We start from the raw sequence: 20267 nt of genomic DNA, 5'->3' as shown, positions 1-20267 counted from the left end.
GCGAGGCAGTCACGGCAGGGTTCGGGCTGTTGCGGGGCGTACTGGTGACAGCGCCGGCACAGACGGGATGCCCAGTAGTCCTCAGTGGAGCCACAGCGTCGACACGGACGCGGTCGGCCCTTGGAACCGGGTTTGCAGTCATAGCAGTACTTTCTTCGGCCGTAGCCTTCGGGTTTGAGGTCGCACCGCTCGCACATTCGGGGGACGGTCATACCGGTGGTGTGGAGCGGCGACGTCCGGGAGCGGGTCGGGGTGTGGTCGTCTTCTGTCGTGCGGTCGCGGTTTTCGCCGGTCGGCGAGCGGCGACCTTATCGGGTTCGCGGACCAGCAGGTCGTCGGGACGGCAGTCCAGGACGACGCAGAACACGTCCAGGTCGTCCAGGCGCACCATGGTCGGGGTTCCGGTCCACAACGCCGACATCTTGCCCGCGCTGATCTCCAGGCCTGCCTCGGCGAGTCGTCGCCGCATCTCGGTGGACTTCCAGATTCCTTGCTCGGCGGCCTTCATCCGCAGGTTCCAACGCATCGGTCTAGTCTTCCTTGTCGTCGAAGCGTGCCGTCACACGCTGATTGGCCGCGGTCCACGACCGATCGATGTGTTCGTCGTGGACATGGATGTAGCGGGTCGTGGTGGACAGAAACGTGTGGCCAAGCAGATCTTGGATCGCTTTGATGTCCAGGCCACGTTCGTAGAGCGACGAGGCGCAGAAGTGCCGCAGCCCGTGCGGGGTCAGTCGTCCCCACCAGTGGGGCAACCAACTGCCCACGGCCTCGGCGAGGCCCTCGCGCAACGCTTTTGGGCCGACGCGGGTGCAGAAGCCGGTGAGGCTGTCGTGGCGTTCGCTGGGGAACATCGGGGCGTCCGGGTCGGTGTAGTCGTCGCCGAACTGTGGACGGACCTCGACCAGCCACCACTCGATGAGAGAGTCCACGGAGTTGATCGCGGGCACCAGTCTGGGTTTCGGGCCGCGACCCCGCGAGCCCTTGCCGTAGCGCAGATGCAGCTTGCCGTGCTCGCCCAGGTCGGGTCGCCAATCGCGGATGTCGAGCATCGATGTCTCGCTGATCCGCAATCCGACCCGTCGCCACAACGAGGCCGTCACGTAGTTGCGTGCCATGGGCAGGAACTTGCGGGCCTGCTCGACTGCGGGTGCCCAGGCCGCGAACAGAATCTCCACCTCCTCGATCGAGGGAGGAACGCGGGTGGCACCGCTGCTGTCGACGTTGGACGGGCGATTGAACTCGTCGATCGGTTGGGTCAGCACACAGCCGGTCATCGCGTGCACGTCGGCCTGGTAGCGGCTGATCAGGAAGTCGTAGAACCGGCTCAGCATCCATGCCTTGCCCTGCGCGGTGGATTTCGCGTTGCCTCGTTCCCGTCGAATCCACGTCAGGTAGCGATCGGCGTCGGCTGTGTCGGCGGTCCACAGCGGGCGGCCGAGGAAGCGCACGAACTCGAAAACGACGGCGCGTTCCTGGCTGACCGCGCCGTCGCTGTTACCGGCGCCCAGCGATGCCATCGCGTACTGATCGACCAGTTCCTGCTCCAGGTCCTCGAGTTCCTGCGTCGAGCGCACGCTGCGTGCCGATCCCAAGGAGCGCACCACTGCAAGCGACACGACCACCTCAGTTCAGCTCGACTGACAGAGAGACGGGAAGGTAGCACAGTGTTCAGGAATTCCGACGGAATATCAGGCTACTGGCGCTGTCTACTTTGCCCATCACGACCTGCATCAACAGGGCCGCAAGGAAAGTCGCGACGAAACGAACTCGAGCCAATGCGGGCAACCGCCCCGGGCGGTGACGTCGATCCGATGACCGGTGCCGCCCAGTTCGTCCTCACCGCGAGGCAGGAGTAACGGCATGATCACCTACATCGCCCTGGGCATCGGATCCGGGATCGGCCTGTGGGCCTTGGCGGTCTACCTGTTCCCGCCACGACCGGCCTTGGGCGCGGTCCTGGCCCACGCCACCGCCCCACCCGCTCCGGCGCCCATCCTCGCCACCGACGACACCGGCTGGGCCGCACGGCTCGGCCGTCCCGCCGTCGCCCCGCTGCGCGCGCTCGGGCTCCCCGGTCCGCGCCTGGCCAAGGACCTGGCGGTCATCGGCCGCTCGATCTCGACTCACCTGGCGGAGAAGGCCACCCTCGCCGTCGCCGGGCTGCTGCTGCCTGTCCTGCTTACCGTGGTCCTCACGGTGGCCGGGCTCGGCCCCGGCTTCGAGTTCCCGATCATCGCCGGTCTCGTCCTGGCGGCCGTCGGGTTCGTCCTGCCGGACCTGCAAGCCCGCGCCGACGCCGCGAAGCTGCGTGCCGGGTTCCGCCACGCCCTCTCGGCCTACCTGGACCTGGTGTGGATCACCTTGGCAGGGGGAGCCGGGGTCGACAGCGCGCTGGGCGACTCGGTGAACATCGGTCGCGGGTGGGCGTTCGAGCAGATCCGTCGCGCCCTGGACACCGCCCGGCTGACCCGCACGACCCCGTGGGCGACGCTGCGGCAGCTCGGCGAGGAACTGGACGTGACCGAGCTGTCCGAGCTCGCCGCGTCGGTCAGCCTGGCCGGGACCGAGGGCGCCAAGGTCCGCACCTCACTCGCGGCCAAGGCCGGAGCGTTGCGCACCCACCAGATCACCGAAGCCGAAGGAGACGCCCAAGCAGCCACCGAACGCATGAGCCTGCCGGTGATGGCGCTGTTCCTCGGCTTCCTGGCCTTCATCGCCTACCCCGCGCTCACACAGGTCCTCAATGGACTGTGACCTCGTGCGCGGACAACGACCCAACGTGAACGACAAGGGAGGACAACACGATGCGCACACAAATGGAAACATTGTGGACAGTAGTGCAAGCACGATGGGAAGAGCTGCGCCGACAGCCGGAGGCCGGGTACTCGACCGAAACCGTCCTGGTGACCGCGCTGCTCGTGGTGGCGGCGCTCGCGGTGATCGCGATCGTCATCGCGAAGGTCACCGAGAAGGCCAACGGCATCACCATGTGATGACTTCCATGAGCCACAGGCACAGCACGCGGTCACCAGCGACTCGCGGCGGATGGCGTCGAGTCCGTCGAGCGCTGGACGGTGATCGTGGCTCGGTCAGCGCGGAACTGGTGATCGCGACACCGCTGCTGTTGTTGATGCTGTTGGCGATCGTGCAGTTCGCACTCTGGTCACATGCCACCCACATCGCCCAAGCCGCCGCCTCGCAAGGGCTCGCGGTCGCACGCTCTCAGAACGGGTCTGCCGCGGCCGGCACGTCCAGCGCGCAGCAACTGCTCGACCAGCTCGCGGGCGGCCCGCTCACCGGCTCCGCCGTCACCTCGGATCGGGGAGCCGCCTCGGCGTCGGTGAACGTCAGCGGAACCGCCACCTCGGTCGTGCCGTTCCTGACCCTGCCCGTGCACGCCGAGGCCGTCGGGCCCGTCGAACGTTTCGTCCCCGATCTGGCAGGCGGGTGACCCGCGATGACACAGAAGACGATGACACCGCAGACGACAGCGCCCCACACACCCGTTACGCCCCCTGAAACGCGTCACGGCCGCGCGCGCCCCGACCGCCGGGGTTGGGCGGCCTGGTGGCGCGCCGACGACGGCTCGGTGGCCGCCGAAGTCACCATCGCCGCACCGTTCCTGATCATGCTTTTGGTGTTCGTCGGCGTAGTCATCCACCGAGGGGTGGACGCGCGCATCCGCATCGACGACGCCGCCCACCAAGCAGCTCGCGCCGCGAGCATCGAACGCACCCCGACGGCCGCGACCACCGCGGCCCAGTCCACCGCCGCGAGCGCGCTGTCCTCGGCGGGCGTGGTGTGCGCGTCCCTGTCGGTGAGCACCTCGACCGGCGGTTTGCGCCCTGGTGGCACGGTGAGCGTGACGGTGTCCTGCGACGTGGACTTCGGCGACGCCCTCATCCTCGGCGTGCCCGGCGGAAAGACCTTGTCGGCCACCTCGGTGGAACCCGTGGACCTCTGGCGTTCGACCCTGGACACCGGGGGCCAGACATGACCCGCCGAGCCCGCCACGCCCGGCGCAGCCGGTGGTCGACCTGGTGGCGCACACGCCTGCGGTGGTGGCGCGCCGACGAGGGCCGGGTGACCGCGTTCGTCATCGTCCTCACCGTCGGCATCCTCGCCCTGGCCGGCCTGACCCTCGACGGCGGCCTCGCGCTGGCCGCAAAAGTGCGGGCCAACGGCCAGGCGGAGGCCGCCGCCCGCGCCGGAGCCCAAGCCATCGACCTCACCGCCTACCGCGGCAACGGCACCCTGCGACTCGTGCCCGTTCAGGCGATCGCCAACGCCCAAGCGCACCTGGCCGCCGAGGGCGCCTCCGGCACGGTGACCGTCTCCGGCGACACCGTCACCGTCACCGTGACGGCCACGCAGACCACCCAACTACTCGGACTGGTCGGCATCGGCTCGCTCCAAGTACACGGCCAAAGCAGCGCCCACCCACAACGCGGGGTAACCACGATCGACCCCTGACCACACCGCTATTCACCGTGAATAGGCCGCCCGCAGAAGGGAAGCAGCATGGCAACGCCCGAGGAGATCCGCCAACGCGTCCAGGAGACCGACACCGCCCGCAGTGCCCGCAGGGCCACCGCCGCGCAGCAGGTCGGCGAACTCGCGGGGCGCCGAGCCGAGATCGTCGCTCAACTCGCCGAGGTGGAGCGCGAACTCGGCGACGTGGTGGCCGACGCCCAGGACGTCATCGACGTCGACGAGCTGGCGGTGTTCACCGACCTCGCACCGTCGGACCTCACCGGGTGGCTCGCAGGCCGCAAACCCGTCCGCGGCAAGCGGAAGAAGCCCACGGCCACGTCCGGAGCGGAGGGGGACGTGCGCCGTACCTCGGGACCGAGGACGTCGACATCCGAGCGGAAACCCGACTCGCCGGAGGGCTCGGCCCCCGCCGGGGCTGACGCGTCCGAGCGACTTGTCGCCAAGGCGAGTTGACCGTGCGCGCGCCCACCTCACGTACGGGATTCGCCGACGGCGCCGACCTAACGCCGTCGCGTGACGAGGTGGCGAGCGAACACATCCAGTTCCGCTGAGGAAACGAGCACGTCATGGCCCCATCACCGAGCACCCCCCGCCGGAAGCCGCGTCGCCCGCCGCGAGCACGAGGCCCGCTGCGGCAGGGCGCCGGGCGGGTGCTCGGATTCCTCGCGAGGCTGGTGCGCGGGCTGCTGGCGGCTGCCGTGCTGGTCGCGCTGGTGGCCGGGTTGCCGTGGGCGTTGACGCACTTCGTCGGCTGGCCGCTGCCGGACCACCTGCCCTCCTGGGCGGAGATCCAAGGCGTGCTGCTCGGCCCGATGACCACCACGTTCCTGCTGGACTTCCTGGCCTGCCTGACCTGGCTCGTGTGGGCCTTCTTCGCCCTCGACGTCGCCCGCTGCGCGGTCGAGATCGCCCACGACGCCCGGATGCCCGACCTGTCGGCGGCCGGACCGATGCATCGGATCGCGGCCGTGCTCGTCGGCGCGGTCCTGATCTCCATCCTCGGTCAGCGCGCCGGCCTGCCCGCCGCGAGCCCCTCCGCCGCGGGCGGCGCCGCGACCGAGGTGGTGGCGACCGCTCCCGCTTGGAGCACACCCGCCGAGCACGGAGCGTTTGCCGTGGTGCGACCAGCCGCCTACAGCACGCCGTATCACCTAGGGGCGGCTGGCGTGGTCGAGCAGCCCAGCCGGGCGAAGTCCGCCGTGGTGCTCCCGTACAACCCCGGCACCGGGGTGCACGACTCGCTGTGGCGGATGTCGGAACGCACCCTCGGCGACGGCAACCGCTGGCCGGAGATCTACGCACTCAACCAGGGCAAACCCCAACCCGACGGCGGCACCTTCACCAACCCCGGCCTGATCTTCCCCGGCGAGGAGATGGCCCTGCCCGATGACGCCACCGCAGGCTCCACCCCACCCACCGTCCCGGTGCCACCGCCCCCACCCGCTCCACCCGAACCGCCACCCACCAGCACAACGACACCAGCCCCCTCCACGACACAACCACCCGCCACCACCGAGGTCCCTCACACCACCCAAGCCTCACCGGCAACCCAAACGCCGCCGAGCACGGACCCGGCCGGCGAACCGGGATTCAGTTGGGGCGAGGAGTTGTTCGTCGGTCTTGGTCTGGCTGCGGCGGTCAGTGCAGCCTTGGTCGCGGCCCGGCGGCGGAACCGACGCCGCTACCGGCCCGGTAGCGGCGACCGCAGTGACCTGCCTGTCGCCCCGGTGGTCTACCAGTTGCGGCTGGCGCACCTGCGCGCCGACCACGCCGCCGCCGCCGACGACGTGGACCTCGACTGGCCGAGCGAACGCCCACCACGCGTACCGGTACCGCCGGTCGTACTCGGTGCCCGTGCGCGCACCCCCGACGCCCCAGGGCCGGTCCTGCCGGTCGGTGTGCGCGACGGCCGCGAGATCGCCGTGGACCTGGCCGCCACGCACGGCTTGGGCCTGCTCGGCGCGGGAGCCCCCGCCGCGGTCCGGGCGCTGCTCGTCGCCATGCTGAGCAAGCCGTTCGTCGCCACCCACGGGTCGGCCACGGTGATCGTGCCGGCCGACGACCTCGCGGCGCTGTTCGGCAGGCGCGTGGCGCAAGCACAGCGTCCAGATGGCTTGCAGGTGGCGGCCGATCTCGACGCCGCGCTGGACATGCTGGAATCCGAAACCCTGGTGCGCGTCGGTCAACACCCGCCCCACGGTCAAGCGTGGGGGCCCGTCGTGCTGGCAGCCCGTACCCCCGGCCGCCAGACCAGGAGACTGCAGGCGGTGCTGGACAACGGCGCGACCATCGGCGTGACCGGACTGCTGCTGGGCCAGTGGAGCGCCGGTGTGACCGCCTACGTCCGCGACGACGGCACCATCTCCACCACCAGCCCCGGCCTCGGCGAACCGCTGCGCGGCGCACGCGTGTTCGGGCTGGGCGACGATCACACGGCCGACCTGCTGAACCTCCTGAGTCACGCCCACGTCGACGATGAGTCCGAGTTCGCCGGTGTCCCTGGCGACGAACCGCATCTCGCGCCACGTCCGCACATCGTCGTGGACGATTCCATGTCCGCCACCGTCGAGCCCGCAGGCACCGTGGTGGACCGCGGTACAACCATCGGCGGCCGTGAACACGTGGTCGCCGAGGACACGCTCGGCGAGGGCACAACCCAGGGGCCGGTCGCTGAGATGGACCTGGAGCTGTTGGCGACCCTGAGCGATGACGACCGGCAAGGCGACGGCGAGCTGGAAATCCTCGGACCGACGCCGACGACCTCACCCGGTCTGCGGCTGCGCCCCGTCCAACCTGGTCGCACACAGGCCGACCAGCCACACCACAGCCAGGCAGGCCAGAGCGCGGACGATGACCACAGGCTCGGCCGGCAACCAGGTAGCGACCAGCAGAGTCCTGCCGAACCTCGCGAGGCGGTGTTCACGCCCTTGCGCGTCGCCGTGCTGGGGCCGCCGCGGGTGTGGTGGACAACCGCGCCGGCCACACCCGACGGCGAGGCCACCGAACGTGAGATCACCTCGGCGTTCCAGCCACGCCTTCGTGAACTACTGGTGTTCCTGGCGCTGCATCCCGACGGCGCCAGCCGGGAGGCGCTCATCGCCGCCCTGTGGGCCACGAGCCCACCGGAACGAACCACCAACGCGATGAACACCAGCCTCAGCCGCCTACGCCGCGCGCTGGCCGCGGCGACCGGCGGCGTGCTGTCGGACCTCGTGGTGGTCGGCGAAGGCCGCTACCGGCTGGACCCCGAACTGGTGGAGGTCGACTACCACCACTTCGCCGCCGCCGTGGCCGCCCGCCGCTCCGCCAGCACCGACACCGAGCGGGTCGCGGCGTACCGGCGGATCGTCGACAGCTACGCCGGCCCCCTGGCCGACGGGATGAGCACCGACTGGATCGAAACCGCCCGCGAGGCCATCCGCCGCGACGCCATCGACACCGTCGCCGCCCTGGCCCGAGCCCTGATCGAGGACGACCCCCAGCAGACCCTCGATCTGCTGGAGATCGCGCGAGCGTTCGACCCGCACAACGAGCTGATCTACCGCGACATCATGCGCCTGCAGGAACGCCTCGGACAGCTCGACGCCATCCCCCGCACCCTGACCCTGCTGACCACCCGGCTCGCGGAAGTCGACGACCACCCCACCCACCAGGCCGTCGACCTGGCAGCCCGGTTGCGCCGTCGCCACGAGGCTCCCGGCGAGCCGGCGCGAGCCGACCGCGGACGCAGCCGAGCTGGATGATGACCCCCGCCGGCACCCTCAAGCGGGCCATCGGGTCACCCGACAGCGCCACCGGCACGAGGTCGACGTCCGGAGGCGTGAAACCGTCCGGTGTCCGCCGGAGGGGCGAGTTCTACGACATCGTCGAGAATGGATGCATCAGCGCCACTCTGACGGCTGTGCGACTGCGCCTGCGAGAGCAATTCCGGGTGTGCGCGAGTCCACTCGATCAGAGGCTCTGCCAGCGTCAATACCTCGGCGACCGCCGGCGTCAACGAGTACAGGACTTCCGGTGGAAAAGTCTTATCGCAACTGTGACGGTCGATGAGCCCTTGTTCACGCATCTTTTTCAATGTGCGCGCAAAAATGCTATCGTGCAGTACGGCGTGTTTATCCGTCCAATTCTCGTCGATGGAATACGAGTTGACCGTTGAAAGAATCTCTACCCGACGCAGCGGGCCGTCCCGGAGTGCAACCAGGATGGCGGGCACCCACTTGTCCCCGAAAAGGTTCTTCAGGTCATACAGTCCACGAAGGACCCTGTCGTCTCGCTCCGTCACCGCGCCTCCCCGTGTCCACTGACCGGGCCCCCAAAGCGCGCCCGCTCGTCGCTGTCTGCGGCGGACACGTCTCCGAGCCCGCCGTTGAGACGATCGTGCCTGCTCAGCGCGACCGCTTCGTCACCCTGCGCCTCCCCTGGCGACGAGTGTCGAGCCATCCACGCTACGCCAAACGGTCGAAATCGCCCACCGTATTCCTACTCAGCCCATCTCCGATGAGATGTCACCCTCTGTAGTCGATATGGAGATCGACAGCACGTACGGTCACTTCCGTTGGGGGTTCACACGGGGGATCACCTTGGGGATCAGGTTGGGGATCCTGTTAGAGCGCCACCCCCTCTCGTCTGCAAAGACGCCGGTCAACGGGCCCGTAGGGGGATCCGCTGGTATCCCAGACTCGCTTGGCCACAAGCCGGTGAACACATCGGGGCGGCCTGGTGGCTGGCTGTCGTCTCTGTCGTGGCTCGCTCACTCTTATTGTTTGAATTCATTCGTCCTGTATCAATTCCTGCCTCCTTATCGTTCTCTAAAATCTCTTCTATGTATTACTTATGTGCCGCCGGCTTTCGCTTTCACCTGCGGCTCTCGTGTCTCTGCAACCTCTCCGACCTGCAGGAATGTGGTTGCATTTCATTCGGAATTGCGCGGGTGCGCGCTGGTTCCAATTTTGGAATGGTGGCGATGGCGACCGATCGAAAAGAGTCTTGAAATGAGCTGCCAAACCTATTGCATGACGCGCCGCGAAGAGCAATAATTGAATTGTCGCCGGGGAAACCGGAAACAAATCGAATACCACGCCCGGCGCGAGCCATGTCGAAAACGGGGAGCCCATTATGTGTTACGCCGACACCACCACGAACGACGGCGGAACCGCCACCGCGTTTTGCTACTGCGGATGGTCGGCGGACCACGCCACCCCGGAAGCGGCGGACGCCGACGCCGAACGGCACCAGACCGCCGCCGACGCCGCCGAGTCCCTGTTCGCCGCCTGACCCGCCGCCCCGTGCACCCGAAAGGAACGCCCGCGATGACCACGCCCACCCCGCCCGCCGCGCCGCCCACCCCGGCACCGACCATCACCCCGCCCGCCCCGGCGGGCACGCCGAAACGGCTCGGTAACGGTGAACTGCGCGCGATGGTCGCCAAAGTCCTCGCCGACAACACGGGCACCGACCTCACCCCGCGCTCCATCGCGCACACCCTGAACCGGTCATCCGGGGCGGTCGGCAACGCGTGCAAGGTGTTGGCGGACCGGGGGGAGGCCGAGGTCGCCTCGACCGCGCCGCTGTCCTACCGGGCGACCGCGACCACGGCGTCCGCCGCCGCGCCCACGATCACCCCCGCACCATCGCGCACGCCCCGCCCGAAGACCCCGAAACCGCCCACAAGCGCGCCGACCGCCGCCGCGCCCCCGTCCGCCCCGTCCGGGGCGACGGGCGTGGTCACCGGTCCGGTGAAACGCCCCAACGGGATGGACTACCACCCCCGGTTGCTGTCCGGGATGCCGGACGTGACGGCGTTGCGGCGGTTGCGTGACGCCGGGGTCGCCGCGCTGATGTACGGACCGCCCGGCACGGGCAAGACGTCGGTGGTGGAGGCGGCGTTCAACGACTGCCTCACGGTTCAGGGCGACGGGGACACCGTGGTCGCCGATTTCGTGGGCGACTACACGAAAACCCCGGACGGCGAGTTCGTATTCGTGCACGGTCCACTGGTCCGCGCCATGCGCGACGGGGTGCCGCTGTTCATCGACGACGCGACGCTGATCCCGCCGACCGTGCTCGCCGTGGTCTACCCCGCGATGGACGGACGCCGCCAGATCGTGATCAAGGCCAACGGCGGCGAGGTCGTGGACGCCGCGCCGGGGTTCTACGTGATCGCCGGACACAACCCCGGCGTGCACGGCGCGGTGTTGTCCGATGCCCTGTCGTCCCGGTTCTCGGTGCAGGTTCAGGTATCCAGCGACTACGAACTCGCCGACCAGTTGGGGGTGGACAAGAAGGCGGTGCGGGTGGCGCGCAACCTCGCGACCCGACAGGAGAAGGGCGAGGTCGGGTGGGCACCGCAACTGCGGGAACTGTTGGCGTTCAAGAAGATCGCCGCCGTGTTGGGCGTGGACGCCGCCGCCGGGAACCTTGTGGGCATCGCCCCGGAAGAGGACCGCGCCACCGTCGCCGCCGTGGTGCGCGACGCGTTCGGACGCACCGTCACCCCGCTCGCCCTCGGTGCCCGCATCACCACCACACCCTGACACCCCACACCAACCCGCCCGCGACCGTCGCGAAAGGACCGCAACCGTGAGCACCCACTTCACCACCGACCCGACCGCCACCGGTGCCGCCGTGTTCCCCGCCCGCCCGGAATGGCTGACCCTGTCCGCCGCCTTCGCCGACGAGGTCCCGATCATCGCCGACCGCGACGACCTCCTGGTCACCGTCGCGCCCGGCGCGGGCGGGGGTGCCCCGGCGTGTTTCTACCCCGCCCGCGCGCTGATCGAGGTCGACGGCGACCGCCTCGGGGTGGACCCCGCCACCGTGGACCCCGCGAACCTGTCCGACCGCCCCCGCTACGCCCCGGCATGGGGTGCCCTGACCCACGAATGCGGGCACGCCAAACACACCGCCTGGGAACCCCCGGACAACGCCCCACCCGGCGTGGTCGCCGCCGCCATGCTGCTGGAAGAGCCGCGCATGGAAGCCGCACAGGTCCGACGCCGCCCGGACGACCGGCACTGGTTGCGGGCGTGCGTGCGCGGCATCGTCGCCGCCGACCTGCACCTGTACGCCGACCCCGCCACCGCCCCGCAGATGACCCCCGCGCACGCCGCGCACACCGCCGCGCTGCTACTGGGACGCGCGGACGGCGGGGTGCTCACCCGCACCGAGGTCGCCCCGGTCGCCCGTGTCATCGAGGACGTACTCGGGTCCGAGGTGCTGGACAAGTTGCGGGCGGTGTGGCGCACGGCGTTGCGCACCGCCGACGACGACGGCGCGACCATGCTCGACCTCGGGCGGCAGTGGTGCGAGATCCTCGGCACCGACCCGGACACCGACCCCAACACCCCCGCCGACCCGGACCCCGGCGCGGCACCCGACCCGTCCGGCACCCCCGACCCGTCCGGCGGCACCCCCGGCACCGGTACCCCCAACGCCCCCGCCGACCCGTCGCCGTTGGCGGACGCTATCGCCGCCGTGCTGAACGGGGTGGCGGGAAAGGTGGCGCGGGAGAAGGCACCCGAGGACCCCGCCGCCGTCGCCGCCGCCGAGAAGGCGAAAGCCGACGCCGCCGACGAGGAGGCGCGGAAGGCGGCACGGCGGGTGTTCGCCGCTGGTGGTCCCCGCACCGGACGCACCCGAATAGCGGGCACCCGCCCGCCCACCCCGGAGGAACGCACCGCCGCGCGGGTGTTGGCGCGGGCGTTGGACACCGCCGGAATCCGGGAACGGGTCGCGGTCAAGTCCACCTCCGAAGTTCCGCCGGGACGGTTGCGGATGCGCGGGGTGCGTGCCGCCGAGGCCCAACGTGCCGCCGGGGCGGTGGTGACCGCCGAACCGTTCACCCGCATCACCCGCACCCCGGTCGCCGTCCCGCCGTTGCGGGTCGGGGTGGCGTGCGATGTGTCCGGGTCGATGGGATGGGCACGCGCCCACGTGGCCTCGGCGGCGTGGATTCTGGCCAACGCCGCCCGCCACACCAGCGTGCCCGCGCAGACCGCGAGCGTGATCTTCGGACACCACGTGCGCCCGCTGACCCGCCCCGGTCACCCGCCCACCGAGGTCACCGAGTTCTACTCCAACGACAACTGGGAGGACATCCCGGTCGCGTTGGACGCCCTCGACGGTGCCCTCGGGCTGTCCCGCCCCGGAGCGGCGCGGCTGGTGGTCATCGTGTCCGACGGCGACTTCCGCTACCAGCCCCGCACCGACGGGCAACGCAAACTCGACCGGTTGCGCGCGTCCGGGTGCGCCGTGCTGTGGCTGACCACCAGCCCCCACGACAGCCCCCTCGCCGGGGCCACCGTGCACGTGCTGACCGACCCCACCACCACCGCCCGCGCCATCGGACACGCCGCCACCGCCGCCCTCCGCGCGACCGCCCGCTAGCCCCGACCGGTCCGGGGTGGGACACCCACCCCGGACCACACCGACCCACGACCACGAGGTGACCCACCATGACCAACGCCCGACCCAGGACCGTGGGCGACCTGATCGCCGCCCTCTCCGGCTACGACCCCGCCACTCCGCTGCGGATCGCCGCCCAACCCGGCTACCCGATGGAGCACCTTCTCGCGCGGGTGGTGTGCACCCCCGACGATGCCGAGTCGTGGGGCATCCGGCCCACCGACCCGCCCGTGGTGTGGCTGGGCACCGGTGAACAGGTCGGCTACCTGCCCGCGATCGCCGCCGACGCCCTCGGCTGGTCGGCATGACCACGACCACGACCACGACCGTGCCCGCCGAGCTGCTCTCGGCCGGCGAGGCCGCGGCGCGAGGCGCCGGCCAAAGGCCGGTGAGTTGAAAGGCCATGTCGACCAAGACCGACTTCTACCTCGGGCGCGGCCATGACGCCGAGTGGCTCGGCTCCCTGAAATGGGAGTGCGAACCCGAGAACCTCCTGCGCGTCCCGCCCGGACGTCTCGCGCTGACCGCGACCGACGAGCCCACCTACCGCGCCGCCGTTACCGACCTGTTCATCGTCTGGGAGACCGAGGAACTCGGTGCGGCCTACCCCCGCCGAACCGGGTGGCCGTGGCCGTGGCCGACCAGCCACGTGAGCAGTTGGATCGTCGCCTTCGACCCCGCCGTTCCCGGCGTGTTCGTCACCGTCGGCGGCGGAGTGCGCTGGGAACCACTCGACCCCCGCAACCCCCACGAGCCCGCCGAGGACATCGGACCACCGGACATCCAGGCGTGGCTACGCGCACCCGCCGACCCGCCCTCGGTCCCGCTTCCGCTCATGCGCGACCCCGGCACCGGGTTGCCCACCGCCGCCGGACGAAGCCTCACCAACCTGCACGACACCCGACGCGACACGCAAGGAGAAGGCCGATGACCAAGCACAACCCGCCCGAGGCCGAGATCGTCGCACGCAGCTTCACCGAGAGCGGGTGCCAGGTGACCTCGGTCATCTACGACCCCGCCGACGCGCAACAGATCTTGTACGGCGTCGTGACCCGCGATGGCGTACTCGTCGGCAGCTACTACTGCGCCGACCGCGTCCGCCAGTGCGACTGGCGGATCGTCACCGCCGACGGCCACGAGCCCACCCTTGACGGAACTCCAGTGCGCCCGCGCGACGAGGGGTCCGCCGTCATCGTGCTGACCACCATCCTCACCGCACCCGAACACGAGATCGACCAACGCCTTCGGGACGCGACCCGCCCACCCCGGTGACCTCGGACCACGCAGCCATACCTCGGGGGCACTCAGTGGACGAGGCCGCGCTTTCCCGCCTCGTCTTCCCAGACCGTCATCGCGACCAACCCACCCGGAGGACAGCGTGACCACGCACCACAGCACGACACCGACCTCGGCACTACGCGCCACCCTGCCGCCCGAGGCCGTCCTGCTCGCCCCGGCGACTTCGTCGGCCATACCAATGCGCACGCCCGCCGAGACGTGGGGACTCGGTGTGATCGCGGTACGGACGACCACCGCCGCCGGAGCCCCGGTACGCCTGGTCGGTGACGCGCCCGCACCCGACCCCGCGCACACCGACACCGCCGACCTGCTGGCCGGGGTATGGCTATCCGCACCGCCACCCGCCGATGTGCACACCGGGGACGTCGTGGTGCGCCTGCACGTTCCCGCCGACGATGACCCCGCCAGGTCCGACGTCGAGGTCCTCGCCGCCATGAAGGACGAATGGCGCACCGTGAACCGATGGGAGTCGGTGGACGCGCGCTGGCCGCACGAGATCGCCATGTCGGTGCTCGTGCACATGCGCTACCTCGCCGACGCCGCCCTCAGCGATGCGCAATGGGCGATGCTGAACGGGCCGATCGCCGCCGCCATGCCCGACTGGTTCTCACACGGACTCGGGCTCGCCGGCGAGCCCGCGGTGGCCTCGGCGCCTCGCCGCGCACCCGACGGCCTCGCCGAGCTGCTCAACGCCGGACTGGTCGAGGCGGGCGAGCAGGTCCTGTTCGACGGACACACCGCCACCATCGGCACGGGCGGGGTCCTACACCACGGACCGAGCGAGTTCGCCGTGTCCACCGTCAACGCGCTCGCCACCCACCTGTCCGGCTGCACCGTCAACGGCTGGCACCTGTGGCGACGTGCCCGCGACAACCGCCTCCTGGCCGACCTGCGCACCGAACTCGCCACCCGCTGAAACCCCACCGCCGCAAGGAGACCCGTGATGACCATCGCCATGACCGAACGAGACGAGGCCGCCGGAGCCACCTCGAACCGCTACCACTACACCCGCGTCGTCGAGGTCGCCGCCCGCACCGTCCGAGCCCGCGTCGAACGCGACAACTACGTCAACCAGAGCTGCGCCGTCGCCGAGGTACTCAACGACCAGATGACCTGGACAAGCCTCGCCGCCGACGCACCCGCCAACTGGTGGCACGACACCCCGAAACCCAGCCTCACCGTCCACGCGACCACCGTTCTCGGACCCTTGACCGACACCCTCCTGCGCCGCGCCGCCGAGATCCTTGCTGCCCCGCCGACCACGCGCACCATCTCGCCGCACGTGCACGGAGCGATCAGCGCGCTGCTCGCCACCAGCGCTGGCTTCAACGCCGAGGCCCGCATCGATCCCGACGACATCGACTGGGCCTACACCTGGGGCGGGGCGCTGCACATCATCGAGCACCCCGACGGCAGCGTCACCTTCACCAAAGCCCACCGCGAGGACTGCCCGTTCATCACCAGCCGAGGCGCACAGGACTGCGACGAGGACTGCTACTTCCCGCACCCCGCCGACGTCGAACGCACACCCGGCCGATGATTCCGACGACCGCCGACCTCTACGACGAAACCGGACGCCGGGCCCGCTGGCTCGGAGCCCTCCACGGCGACGCCGACCCCGAAACCCTGCGCGCCCTCGCCTCCGGCCGACTCCTGCTGGAAGCCACGGACCCGGCGACGTTCGCCGACGCCGTACTCGACCTGCTCGCCGTGTTCACCGAACAGGGCCTGGGACGAAGCCATCACCCCCGCGACGGCTGGCCGTGGTCGTGGCCGGACAGCCGCACCACGGACTGGGTCTACACCTTCGACCGTGGTCGAGCGTGGGTGATCACCGGCCGTATCTGGAGCTACGCGATGCCGCGCGTTGACCACCCGCCACGACAACAACTCGCTGCAATCGTGCACACCCAAACCAAACCCGACTAGGACCGGAATCGAAAGGCGCGACAACACATGCCCGACCCAACAGACCTCACCGCACCTCGGCCACGCTGCCCAGACTGCGAGGTCGCCATCGGCCAACCGCACATTGAAGGCTGCGACGTGGCCAGGTGCCTGCGCACCGGGCTGCAACGGCTGAGTTGCGAGCTCAACCACAACTGCGGCAAGGACACCTGGTCCGGCCGCTGGCCCGGCGAGACCGACTGCGAACGCCTCGGTTGGATGATCGGCCCCGGCCTACCCGACCTCAACCGCCTCATCACCGAGGCCACCTGGAACCCCGCCGTCCAACAGTGGGACGCCCACTCCTGATCGCAACGAACCACAAGCCCGGCAACGTACTAGCTAGCACCAACCAAGCCCCACCCACCAGCGACCCCGACGGGTCGCTGGTCGGCCTTCGCGCTCAAGACGGAACAACACCGCCGCGCCAACTGCGGCCAAGTAGCCCTTCCTGGTTGCTTGCCCGAGGCCCCTTTCGACCTTTGGAAGGAAATCCTTTTTGGGGGGCTCGCCGGCCGAGGCTTCGGGCTTCGCCTTCTCTCTTTGAGCGTTCCCCGGCCCACATGAAAGGCCCGGTACCAAGCAAGCGGAGCCAGAGGTACTCGGGATGAACGCCCGTGCTCGGGTCGAACACTCACGTGGTGCCCCCCGAGGGGCTCCATACTCCAGTGCGGCACGATCGGTGGGACGTTGCACGGTGGAACCGGGGCCACCCGTTGACCTGCCTGGGTGTTGCCGAACAATCACCTCACGCGCGGCGTGCGTCGGCTACATCGGTGTCGCTGAATATGAAGCGCGCCAACGACCTCCATCACCACAACGGACGTGACAGGACCCGTAGAAGGCCACCGTCCAAAGGGGGAATCTCTGCCCTCCGTCGTGGGTGACCCAGCAAGGTCTGTATCTGCCCGGATGCCCTCGTGCCGCCAACGATTCATCGTTGGCGGCACGAGGGCGATACGACCGTTCGGAACCGGGACGGGCTACTCCGTTGCCGTGGCTGCCGTCGCGGCGGCGAGGGAGTACTTCTTCGGCTTGTCGCTGGTGCGCACGGCATAGCCGCTCTCCACCAACTTCTCCAGCGCGTTGTGTACCGCGCCGGAGGATCGGTTCAGCGCCTTGCCGATCGCGTTCGGGCTGAAGTCGCCCGAGTTGTCCCGCAAGTAGTCCTCGACCATGCCGCGCAATGCCCCCGGTGCCAGCCGCTGAGACTTTTCGGGCTGGTCGTCCGTGGGCTGGTCGTCGGGCTCGGGCTGGTCGGTCGGCTGGTCGTCCGTGGGCTGGTCGTCGGGCTCGGGCTGGTCGGTCGGCTGGTCGTCCGTGGGCTGGTCGTCGGGCTCCGGCTCCTCGATCGGCTGGTCGTCCGTGACGATGGACCAGCGGTCAGCGGGACGGGAACCGCCGTCGGCGATCCCAGCGGTGCGTACGACGAAGCCGTCCTTCTCCCACCGGGTGAGGATCTTGGGTGCCGTCGACTTACCGATCCCGGCAGTGGCGGACAGAGCGGTGGCGGTGCTGCCAGGGTGGTTTCGGACTGCCTGCCACAGCTTCTCCTCGGTCTCCGTGCGCGGCTTCGCCGGGACGGTCGCCGGGGTGGGAACGGCTTGCAGGGTGCGGTTGGTGGACATGACTACCTCGCAGTGCTGGCGTGGGTTTGTGGGGTCATGCCCCGGCCGGAGCGGGTGCGGCCCCCGGTGCGCATCCGGTGGGTGTTTCGGGCCGCACCACTATGGACGCTTCCTTCGGCGTATGAAGTCAAGCGGTACATCAAAAAACCACTTGTCTCGTGTGGACGTTCGCCGGTTCGCGTGGCGTCGTTAGTGCAAACCGGTCCAGTTCGCGGCCATACCGTGCACGGGCATTGACACCTCCACGCACACGAAGCGTCCATACATGTCGACCCGACCACAAATCATTGGAAACAAAGGGGGTTGACGAATGCGCAACCGAAAGGAGCGCGGCCGGCCCACTCGCCGGCCGCGCCGAGCCCGCGGTGCCCGCAGCTCGGACCGGCACCTCGCGCGCACCAGCGATTGCGCGGAACGCCGAGGCGCGTCGTGATCGCCGTGACGGCGCGGGACGTGCCCGAGATCCGCGCACGCATGACCAACTGGGCGCGTGACCCCGCGCTGGACGGCGCGGGCAACTGGTTCCGCTTCTTCCTCGGACCCAGCCCTGACGGTGCCACCGAATCACGGGTGTTCGACCGTGTCGACGACGTGGGAGCCACCATCGTCGCAACGCTCGCCGCCCAGCTTCCGGCGGCGGAGTTGTTCTACGTCTCCGCCGACATGACCGACCTCGCCCGCCACGCCGCCGACACCCTGACCGACTACCGGCTGCACCCCGAAGACCTGCCCGCGCAGATCGGGGTCATGGTCTACGAGCACCCGCCTGTCGAGGGAACAGCCGCAGGACGCCACAACGACGTCTCCGTCGTCTCGTGGGGACCGGGGCGAGGCGGTCTGTGGGTACACACCTGGGCGACCACATCCGCATCACAGCAGGGAATCGTCCGCATCGGACGCACGCTCGCCCAGCTACCCCATGACGAGATGGTGGCGCGGGCAAGGTCGGCCGCCGCCCGGAATCTGCCTGAACCGACGCCGGAGAACAAGCCTTCCGAGAGTGAAGAGATCGCTGATCAAACAGCCGACCACGTTCTCGCGACATTCCTGTCGAACCTTGAACGCGCCCAGGTGCCGCCGTCGTTCGCCCCACCGCACGGCTATGAGTGGTGCGCCCTCACGCCGATGGAGTTCACCGAGATGGAAGGCTGGCCGGGCGGGGTGTCGGAAGGCAAGTCTTCGGGCCACACCGACACCAGGATCGCTTTGCAGCGCACCATCCTCGCGACGTGGTTGTTGATGGGCCAGACCTTGGTGCGGTCGGAACCGATGACCGCGCCCCGTGCCGCCCGGCGTCGGATCGAACGCCTCGACCCGATGCTCGACCCCACCGTGCGCTACATCGACCTGCGGCGCGCCCGCACCGAACCCTCCGACCGCCCCGACGACGACGTCGGGAAAGGCACGCGCGAATACCGACACCGGTGGATCGTGCGCGGGCACTGGCGCAACCAGTACTACCCCAGCCGCAACGACCACCGGCCGATCTGGATCGACCCGCACTTCGCCGATCCGGAGGACAAGCCGTTGCTCGGCGGCGAGCGCGTGAACGTCCTGCGCCGATGACCCCCCTCCCGCCGCCCGGCCACCCCGACCCGAAGGACATCGCCATGACCGCCGGATCCGATGCCGTTCCGCCCCACCAGCCCGCCGCTGCCGCACCCGACACCGACCTGCCACCCGACGACACCGCACCGCATCCCGAGCCGCCACAACCCGACGAGGAGACCGCGTTCTTGCTGCGGGAAGGGCTGCCCGTCGACGCGACGGTGCTCGTGCCGTCGATGGGGCCGACACCGATGCGCGTGCCGGACAACGCCTGGGCGATGCTCGTGCTCGCCGTGGACATCCTGGGCGACATCGATCCCGACACCGCCGGACAGGTCGCCTTGCTAGCCGGGACCTGGCTGGCAGATCAGCCACCCGCCGATCTTCACGCCGGCGACCTCGTCGTCCGCCCCCTCCCACCCGAGCAGGACCCCGCCGTGCCGGGCGACGTGCACCTCGCCGATGTGGAGATGCTGCTGGCCTACCGAGGCCGGTGGATGCCCCTCGGCCTCTGGGCCGGTGTGGACGAACGGTGGCCGTGGACCCTCGCGCCCACGGTCGCCGCCGCGATGCGCCTCTACATCGACGCCGCCGAAACGCTCAGCCGAGACGTGGTGCTGGGCTCCGAACGTCCCGGATCCTCGCCGCTGCGCTGGGCGGGCACGGTCCTCAACGACCTGATGTCGGCCGACCTCGTGGACTACGGTGAGGAACTCGTGTGGGAACGCCGCGCGGGCGAGATCCGCCACACCGCCCGACTGCGGATCGACGGCACCTTCCTGCTCGCCGACGGCGAGCGGGTCTTTGCCACCCCGTCGGCCGCCGCGACCGCTCTGAGCGGCAAGCACCACCACGGCTGGACCGCGTGGCGACGCACCGCCGACGGCCGCTCCCTGGCCGATCTCCGCGCCGACCTTCGCGCTCGCGGAGACCGGTAGTCCAACC

Annotated in this window: 23 protein-coding genes; 19 read left to right on the top strand and 4 right to left on the bottom strand. The window is 69.8% G+C overall.

The window, feature by feature from the left end; translation table 11 throughout:
- Window positions 1-208: 208 nt before the first annotated feature.
- Window positions 209-526 carry a helix-turn-helix domain-containing protein gene (locus RM788_RS18570; protein ID WP_315932956.1) on the bottom strand — a complete coding sequence of 106 codons (318 nt, stop codon included), beginning with the start codon at window positions 524-526 and terminating at the stop codon, window positions 209-211.
- Window positions 527-530: 4 nt separating this feature from the next.
- On the bottom strand, window positions 531-1619 hold the full coding sequence (locus RM788_RS18565; RefSeq protein WP_315932955.1) for a tyrosine-type recombinase/integrase: 1089 nt from the start codon (window positions 1617-1619) through the stop codon (window positions 531-533).
- A 244-nt stretch (window positions 1620-1863) separates the two neighbouring features.
- Between RM788_RS18565 and RM788_RS18560 the strand changes: the two genes are divergently transcribed.
- From RM788_RS18560 to RM788_RS18530, 7 genes are all read left to right on the top strand, one after another.
- A complete protein-coding gene (locus RM788_RS18560) occupies window positions 1864-2757 on the top strand; it encodes a type II secretion system F family protein (protein ID WP_315932954.1) in 894 nt (297 codons plus the stop codon).
- 83 nt (window positions 2758-2840) lie between these two features.
- Complete coding sequence (locus RM788_RS18555) at window positions 2841-2996, top strand: hypothetical protein (RefSeq protein WP_315932953.1); 156 nt, start codon at window positions 2841-2843, stop codon at window positions 2994-2996.
- A complete protein-coding gene (locus tag RM788_RS18550; RefSeq protein WP_315932952.1) occupies window positions 2996-3454 on the top strand; it encodes a TadE/TadG family type IV pilus assembly protein in 459 nt (152 codons plus the stop codon). The genes RM788_RS18555 and RM788_RS18550 overlap by 1 nt, the downstream gene beginning before the upstream one ends.
- 138 nt (window positions 3455-3592) lie before the next feature.
- Window positions 3593-4000 carry a pilus assembly protein TadE gene (locus RM788_RS18545; RefSeq protein WP_315932951.1) on the top strand — a complete coding sequence of 136 codons (408 nt, stop codon included), beginning with the start codon at window positions 3593-3595 and terminating at the stop codon, window positions 3998-4000.
- Between the two features lie 86 nt (window positions 4001-4086).
- Complete coding sequence (locus tag RM788_RS18540) at window positions 4087-4476, top strand: pilus assembly protein TadG-related protein (protein ID WP_399345032.1); 390 nt, start codon at window positions 4087-4089, stop codon at window positions 4474-4476.
- Between the two features lie 48 nt (window positions 4477-4524).
- Window positions 4525-4950, top strand: coding sequence for a hypothetical protein (locus tag RM788_RS18535; protein WP_315932949.1), 426 nt, complete (start codon window positions 4525-4527; stop codon window positions 4948-4950).
- A 113-nt stretch (window positions 4951-5063) separates the two neighbouring features.
- Entirely contained in the window at window positions 5064-8240 is a 3177-nt protein-coding gene (locus RM788_RS18530) for an AfsR/SARP family transcriptional regulator (RefSeq protein WP_315932948.1), read from the top strand.
- Between the two features lie 35 nt (window positions 8241-8275).
- Here RM788_RS18530 and RM788_RS18525 read toward each other — a convergent pair whose 3' ends face one another.
- Window positions 8276-8779 (bottom strand): winged helix-turn-helix transcriptional regulator, encoded by a 504-nt coding sequence (locus tag RM788_RS18525; protein ID WP_315932947.1) that lies wholly within the window; start codon window positions 8777-8779, stop codon window positions 8276-8278.
- Between the two features lie 833 nt (window positions 8780-9612).
- On the opposite strand from RM788_RS18525, the gene RM788_RS18520 reads away from it, so the two are divergent.
- The 10 genes from RM788_RS18520 to RM788_RS18475 all read left to right on the top strand — a co-directional run bounded on the left by RM788_RS18520 (window position 9613) and on the right by RM788_RS18475 (window position 16455).
- Window positions 9613-9771: a hypothetical protein gene (locus tag RM788_RS18520; RefSeq protein WP_315932946.1), complete on the top strand. Its 159-nt coding sequence runs from the start codon at window positions 9613-9615 to the stop codon at window positions 9769-9771.
- A 35-nt stretch (window positions 9772-9806) separates the two neighbouring features.
- The gene (locus RM788_RS18515; protein WP_315932945.1) at window positions 9807-11030 is read left to right on the top strand and encodes an AAA family ATPase; all 1224 of its coding nucleotides are present in this window, start codon (window positions 9807-9809) and stop codon (window positions 11028-11030) included.
- Between the two features lie 46 nt (window positions 11031-11076).
- Window positions 11077-12882, top strand: a complete 1806-nt coding sequence (locus tag RM788_RS18510) for a vWA domain-containing protein (RefSeq protein ID WP_315932944.1) — start codon at window positions 11077-11079, stop codon at window positions 12880-12882.
- A gap of 68 nt (window positions 12883-12950) precedes the next feature.
- Window positions 12951-13208 carry a hypothetical protein gene (locus tag RM788_RS18505; RefSeq protein WP_315932943.1) on the top strand — a complete coding sequence of 86 codons (258 nt, stop codon included), beginning with the start codon at window positions 12951-12953 and terminating at the stop codon, window positions 13206-13208.
- Window positions 13209-13303: 95 nt separating this feature from the next.
- Window positions 13304-13831 (top strand): hypothetical protein, encoded by a 528-nt coding sequence (locus RM788_RS18500; RefSeq protein ID WP_315932942.1) that lies wholly within the window; start codon window positions 13304-13306, stop codon window positions 13829-13831.
- The gene (locus RM788_RS18495; RefSeq protein WP_315932941.1) at window positions 13828-14172 is read left to right on the top strand and encodes a hypothetical protein; all 345 of its coding nucleotides are present in this window, start codon (window positions 13828-13830) and stop codon (window positions 14170-14172) included. The genes RM788_RS18500 and RM788_RS18495 overlap by 4 nt, the downstream gene beginning before the upstream one ends.
- Before the next feature lie 106 nt (window positions 14173-14278).
- Window positions 14279-15115 carry a restriction system modified-DNA reader domain-containing protein gene (locus tag RM788_RS18490; RefSeq protein ID WP_315932940.1) on the top strand — a complete coding sequence of 279 codons (837 nt, stop codon included), beginning with the start codon at window positions 14279-14281 and terminating at the stop codon, window positions 15113-15115.
- A gap of 27 nt (window positions 15116-15142) precedes the next feature.
- Window positions 15143-15739, top strand: a complete 597-nt coding sequence (locus tag RM788_RS18485) for a hypothetical protein (protein WP_315932939.1) — start codon at window positions 15143-15145, stop codon at window positions 15737-15739.
- Entirely contained in the window at window positions 15736-16128 is a 393-nt protein-coding gene (locus RM788_RS18480; RefSeq protein WP_315932938.1) for a hypothetical protein, read from the top strand. The genes RM788_RS18485 and RM788_RS18480 overlap by 4 nt, the downstream gene beginning before the upstream one ends.
- 117 nt (window positions 16129-16245) lie before the next feature.
- The gene (locus RM788_RS18475; RefSeq protein WP_315932937.1) at window positions 16246-16455 is read left to right on the top strand and encodes a hypothetical protein; all 210 of its coding nucleotides are present in this window, start codon (window positions 16246-16248) and stop codon (window positions 16453-16455) included.
- Between the two features lie 674 nt (window positions 16456-17129).
- Here the strand turns inward: RM788_RS18475 and RM788_RS18470 are convergent.
- The gene (locus RM788_RS18470; protein WP_315932936.1) at window positions 17130-17774 is read right to left on the bottom strand and encodes a MarR family transcriptional regulator; all 645 of its coding nucleotides are present in this window, start codon (window positions 17772-17774) and stop codon (window positions 17130-17132) included.
- A gap of 429 nt (window positions 17775-18203) precedes the next feature.
- Between RM788_RS18470 and RM788_RS18465 the strand changes: the two genes are divergently transcribed.
- Together RM788_RS18465 and RM788_RS18460 are read left to right on the top strand one after the other, a co-directional pair.
- A complete protein-coding gene (locus RM788_RS18465; protein ID WP_315932935.1) occupies window positions 18204-19340 on the top strand; it encodes a hypothetical protein in 1137 nt (378 codons plus the stop codon).
- Window positions 19337-20260 carry a DUF4357 domain-containing protein gene (locus RM788_RS18460; RefSeq protein WP_315932934.1) on the top strand — a complete coding sequence of 308 codons (924 nt, stop codon included), beginning with the start codon at window positions 19337-19339 and terminating at the stop codon, window positions 20258-20260. The genes RM788_RS18465 and RM788_RS18460 overlap by 4 nt, the downstream gene beginning before the upstream one ends.
- Window positions 20261-20267 lie beyond the last annotated feature (7 nt).

Origin of the sequence: Umezawaea sp. Da 62-37 (assembly GCF_032460545.1) — a bacterium.
Classification (GTDB): domain Bacteria; phylum Actinomycetota; class Actinomycetes; order Mycobacteriales; family Pseudonocardiaceae; genus Umezawaea.
This window is presented reverse-complemented; position numbering and strand designations above follow the sequence as displayed.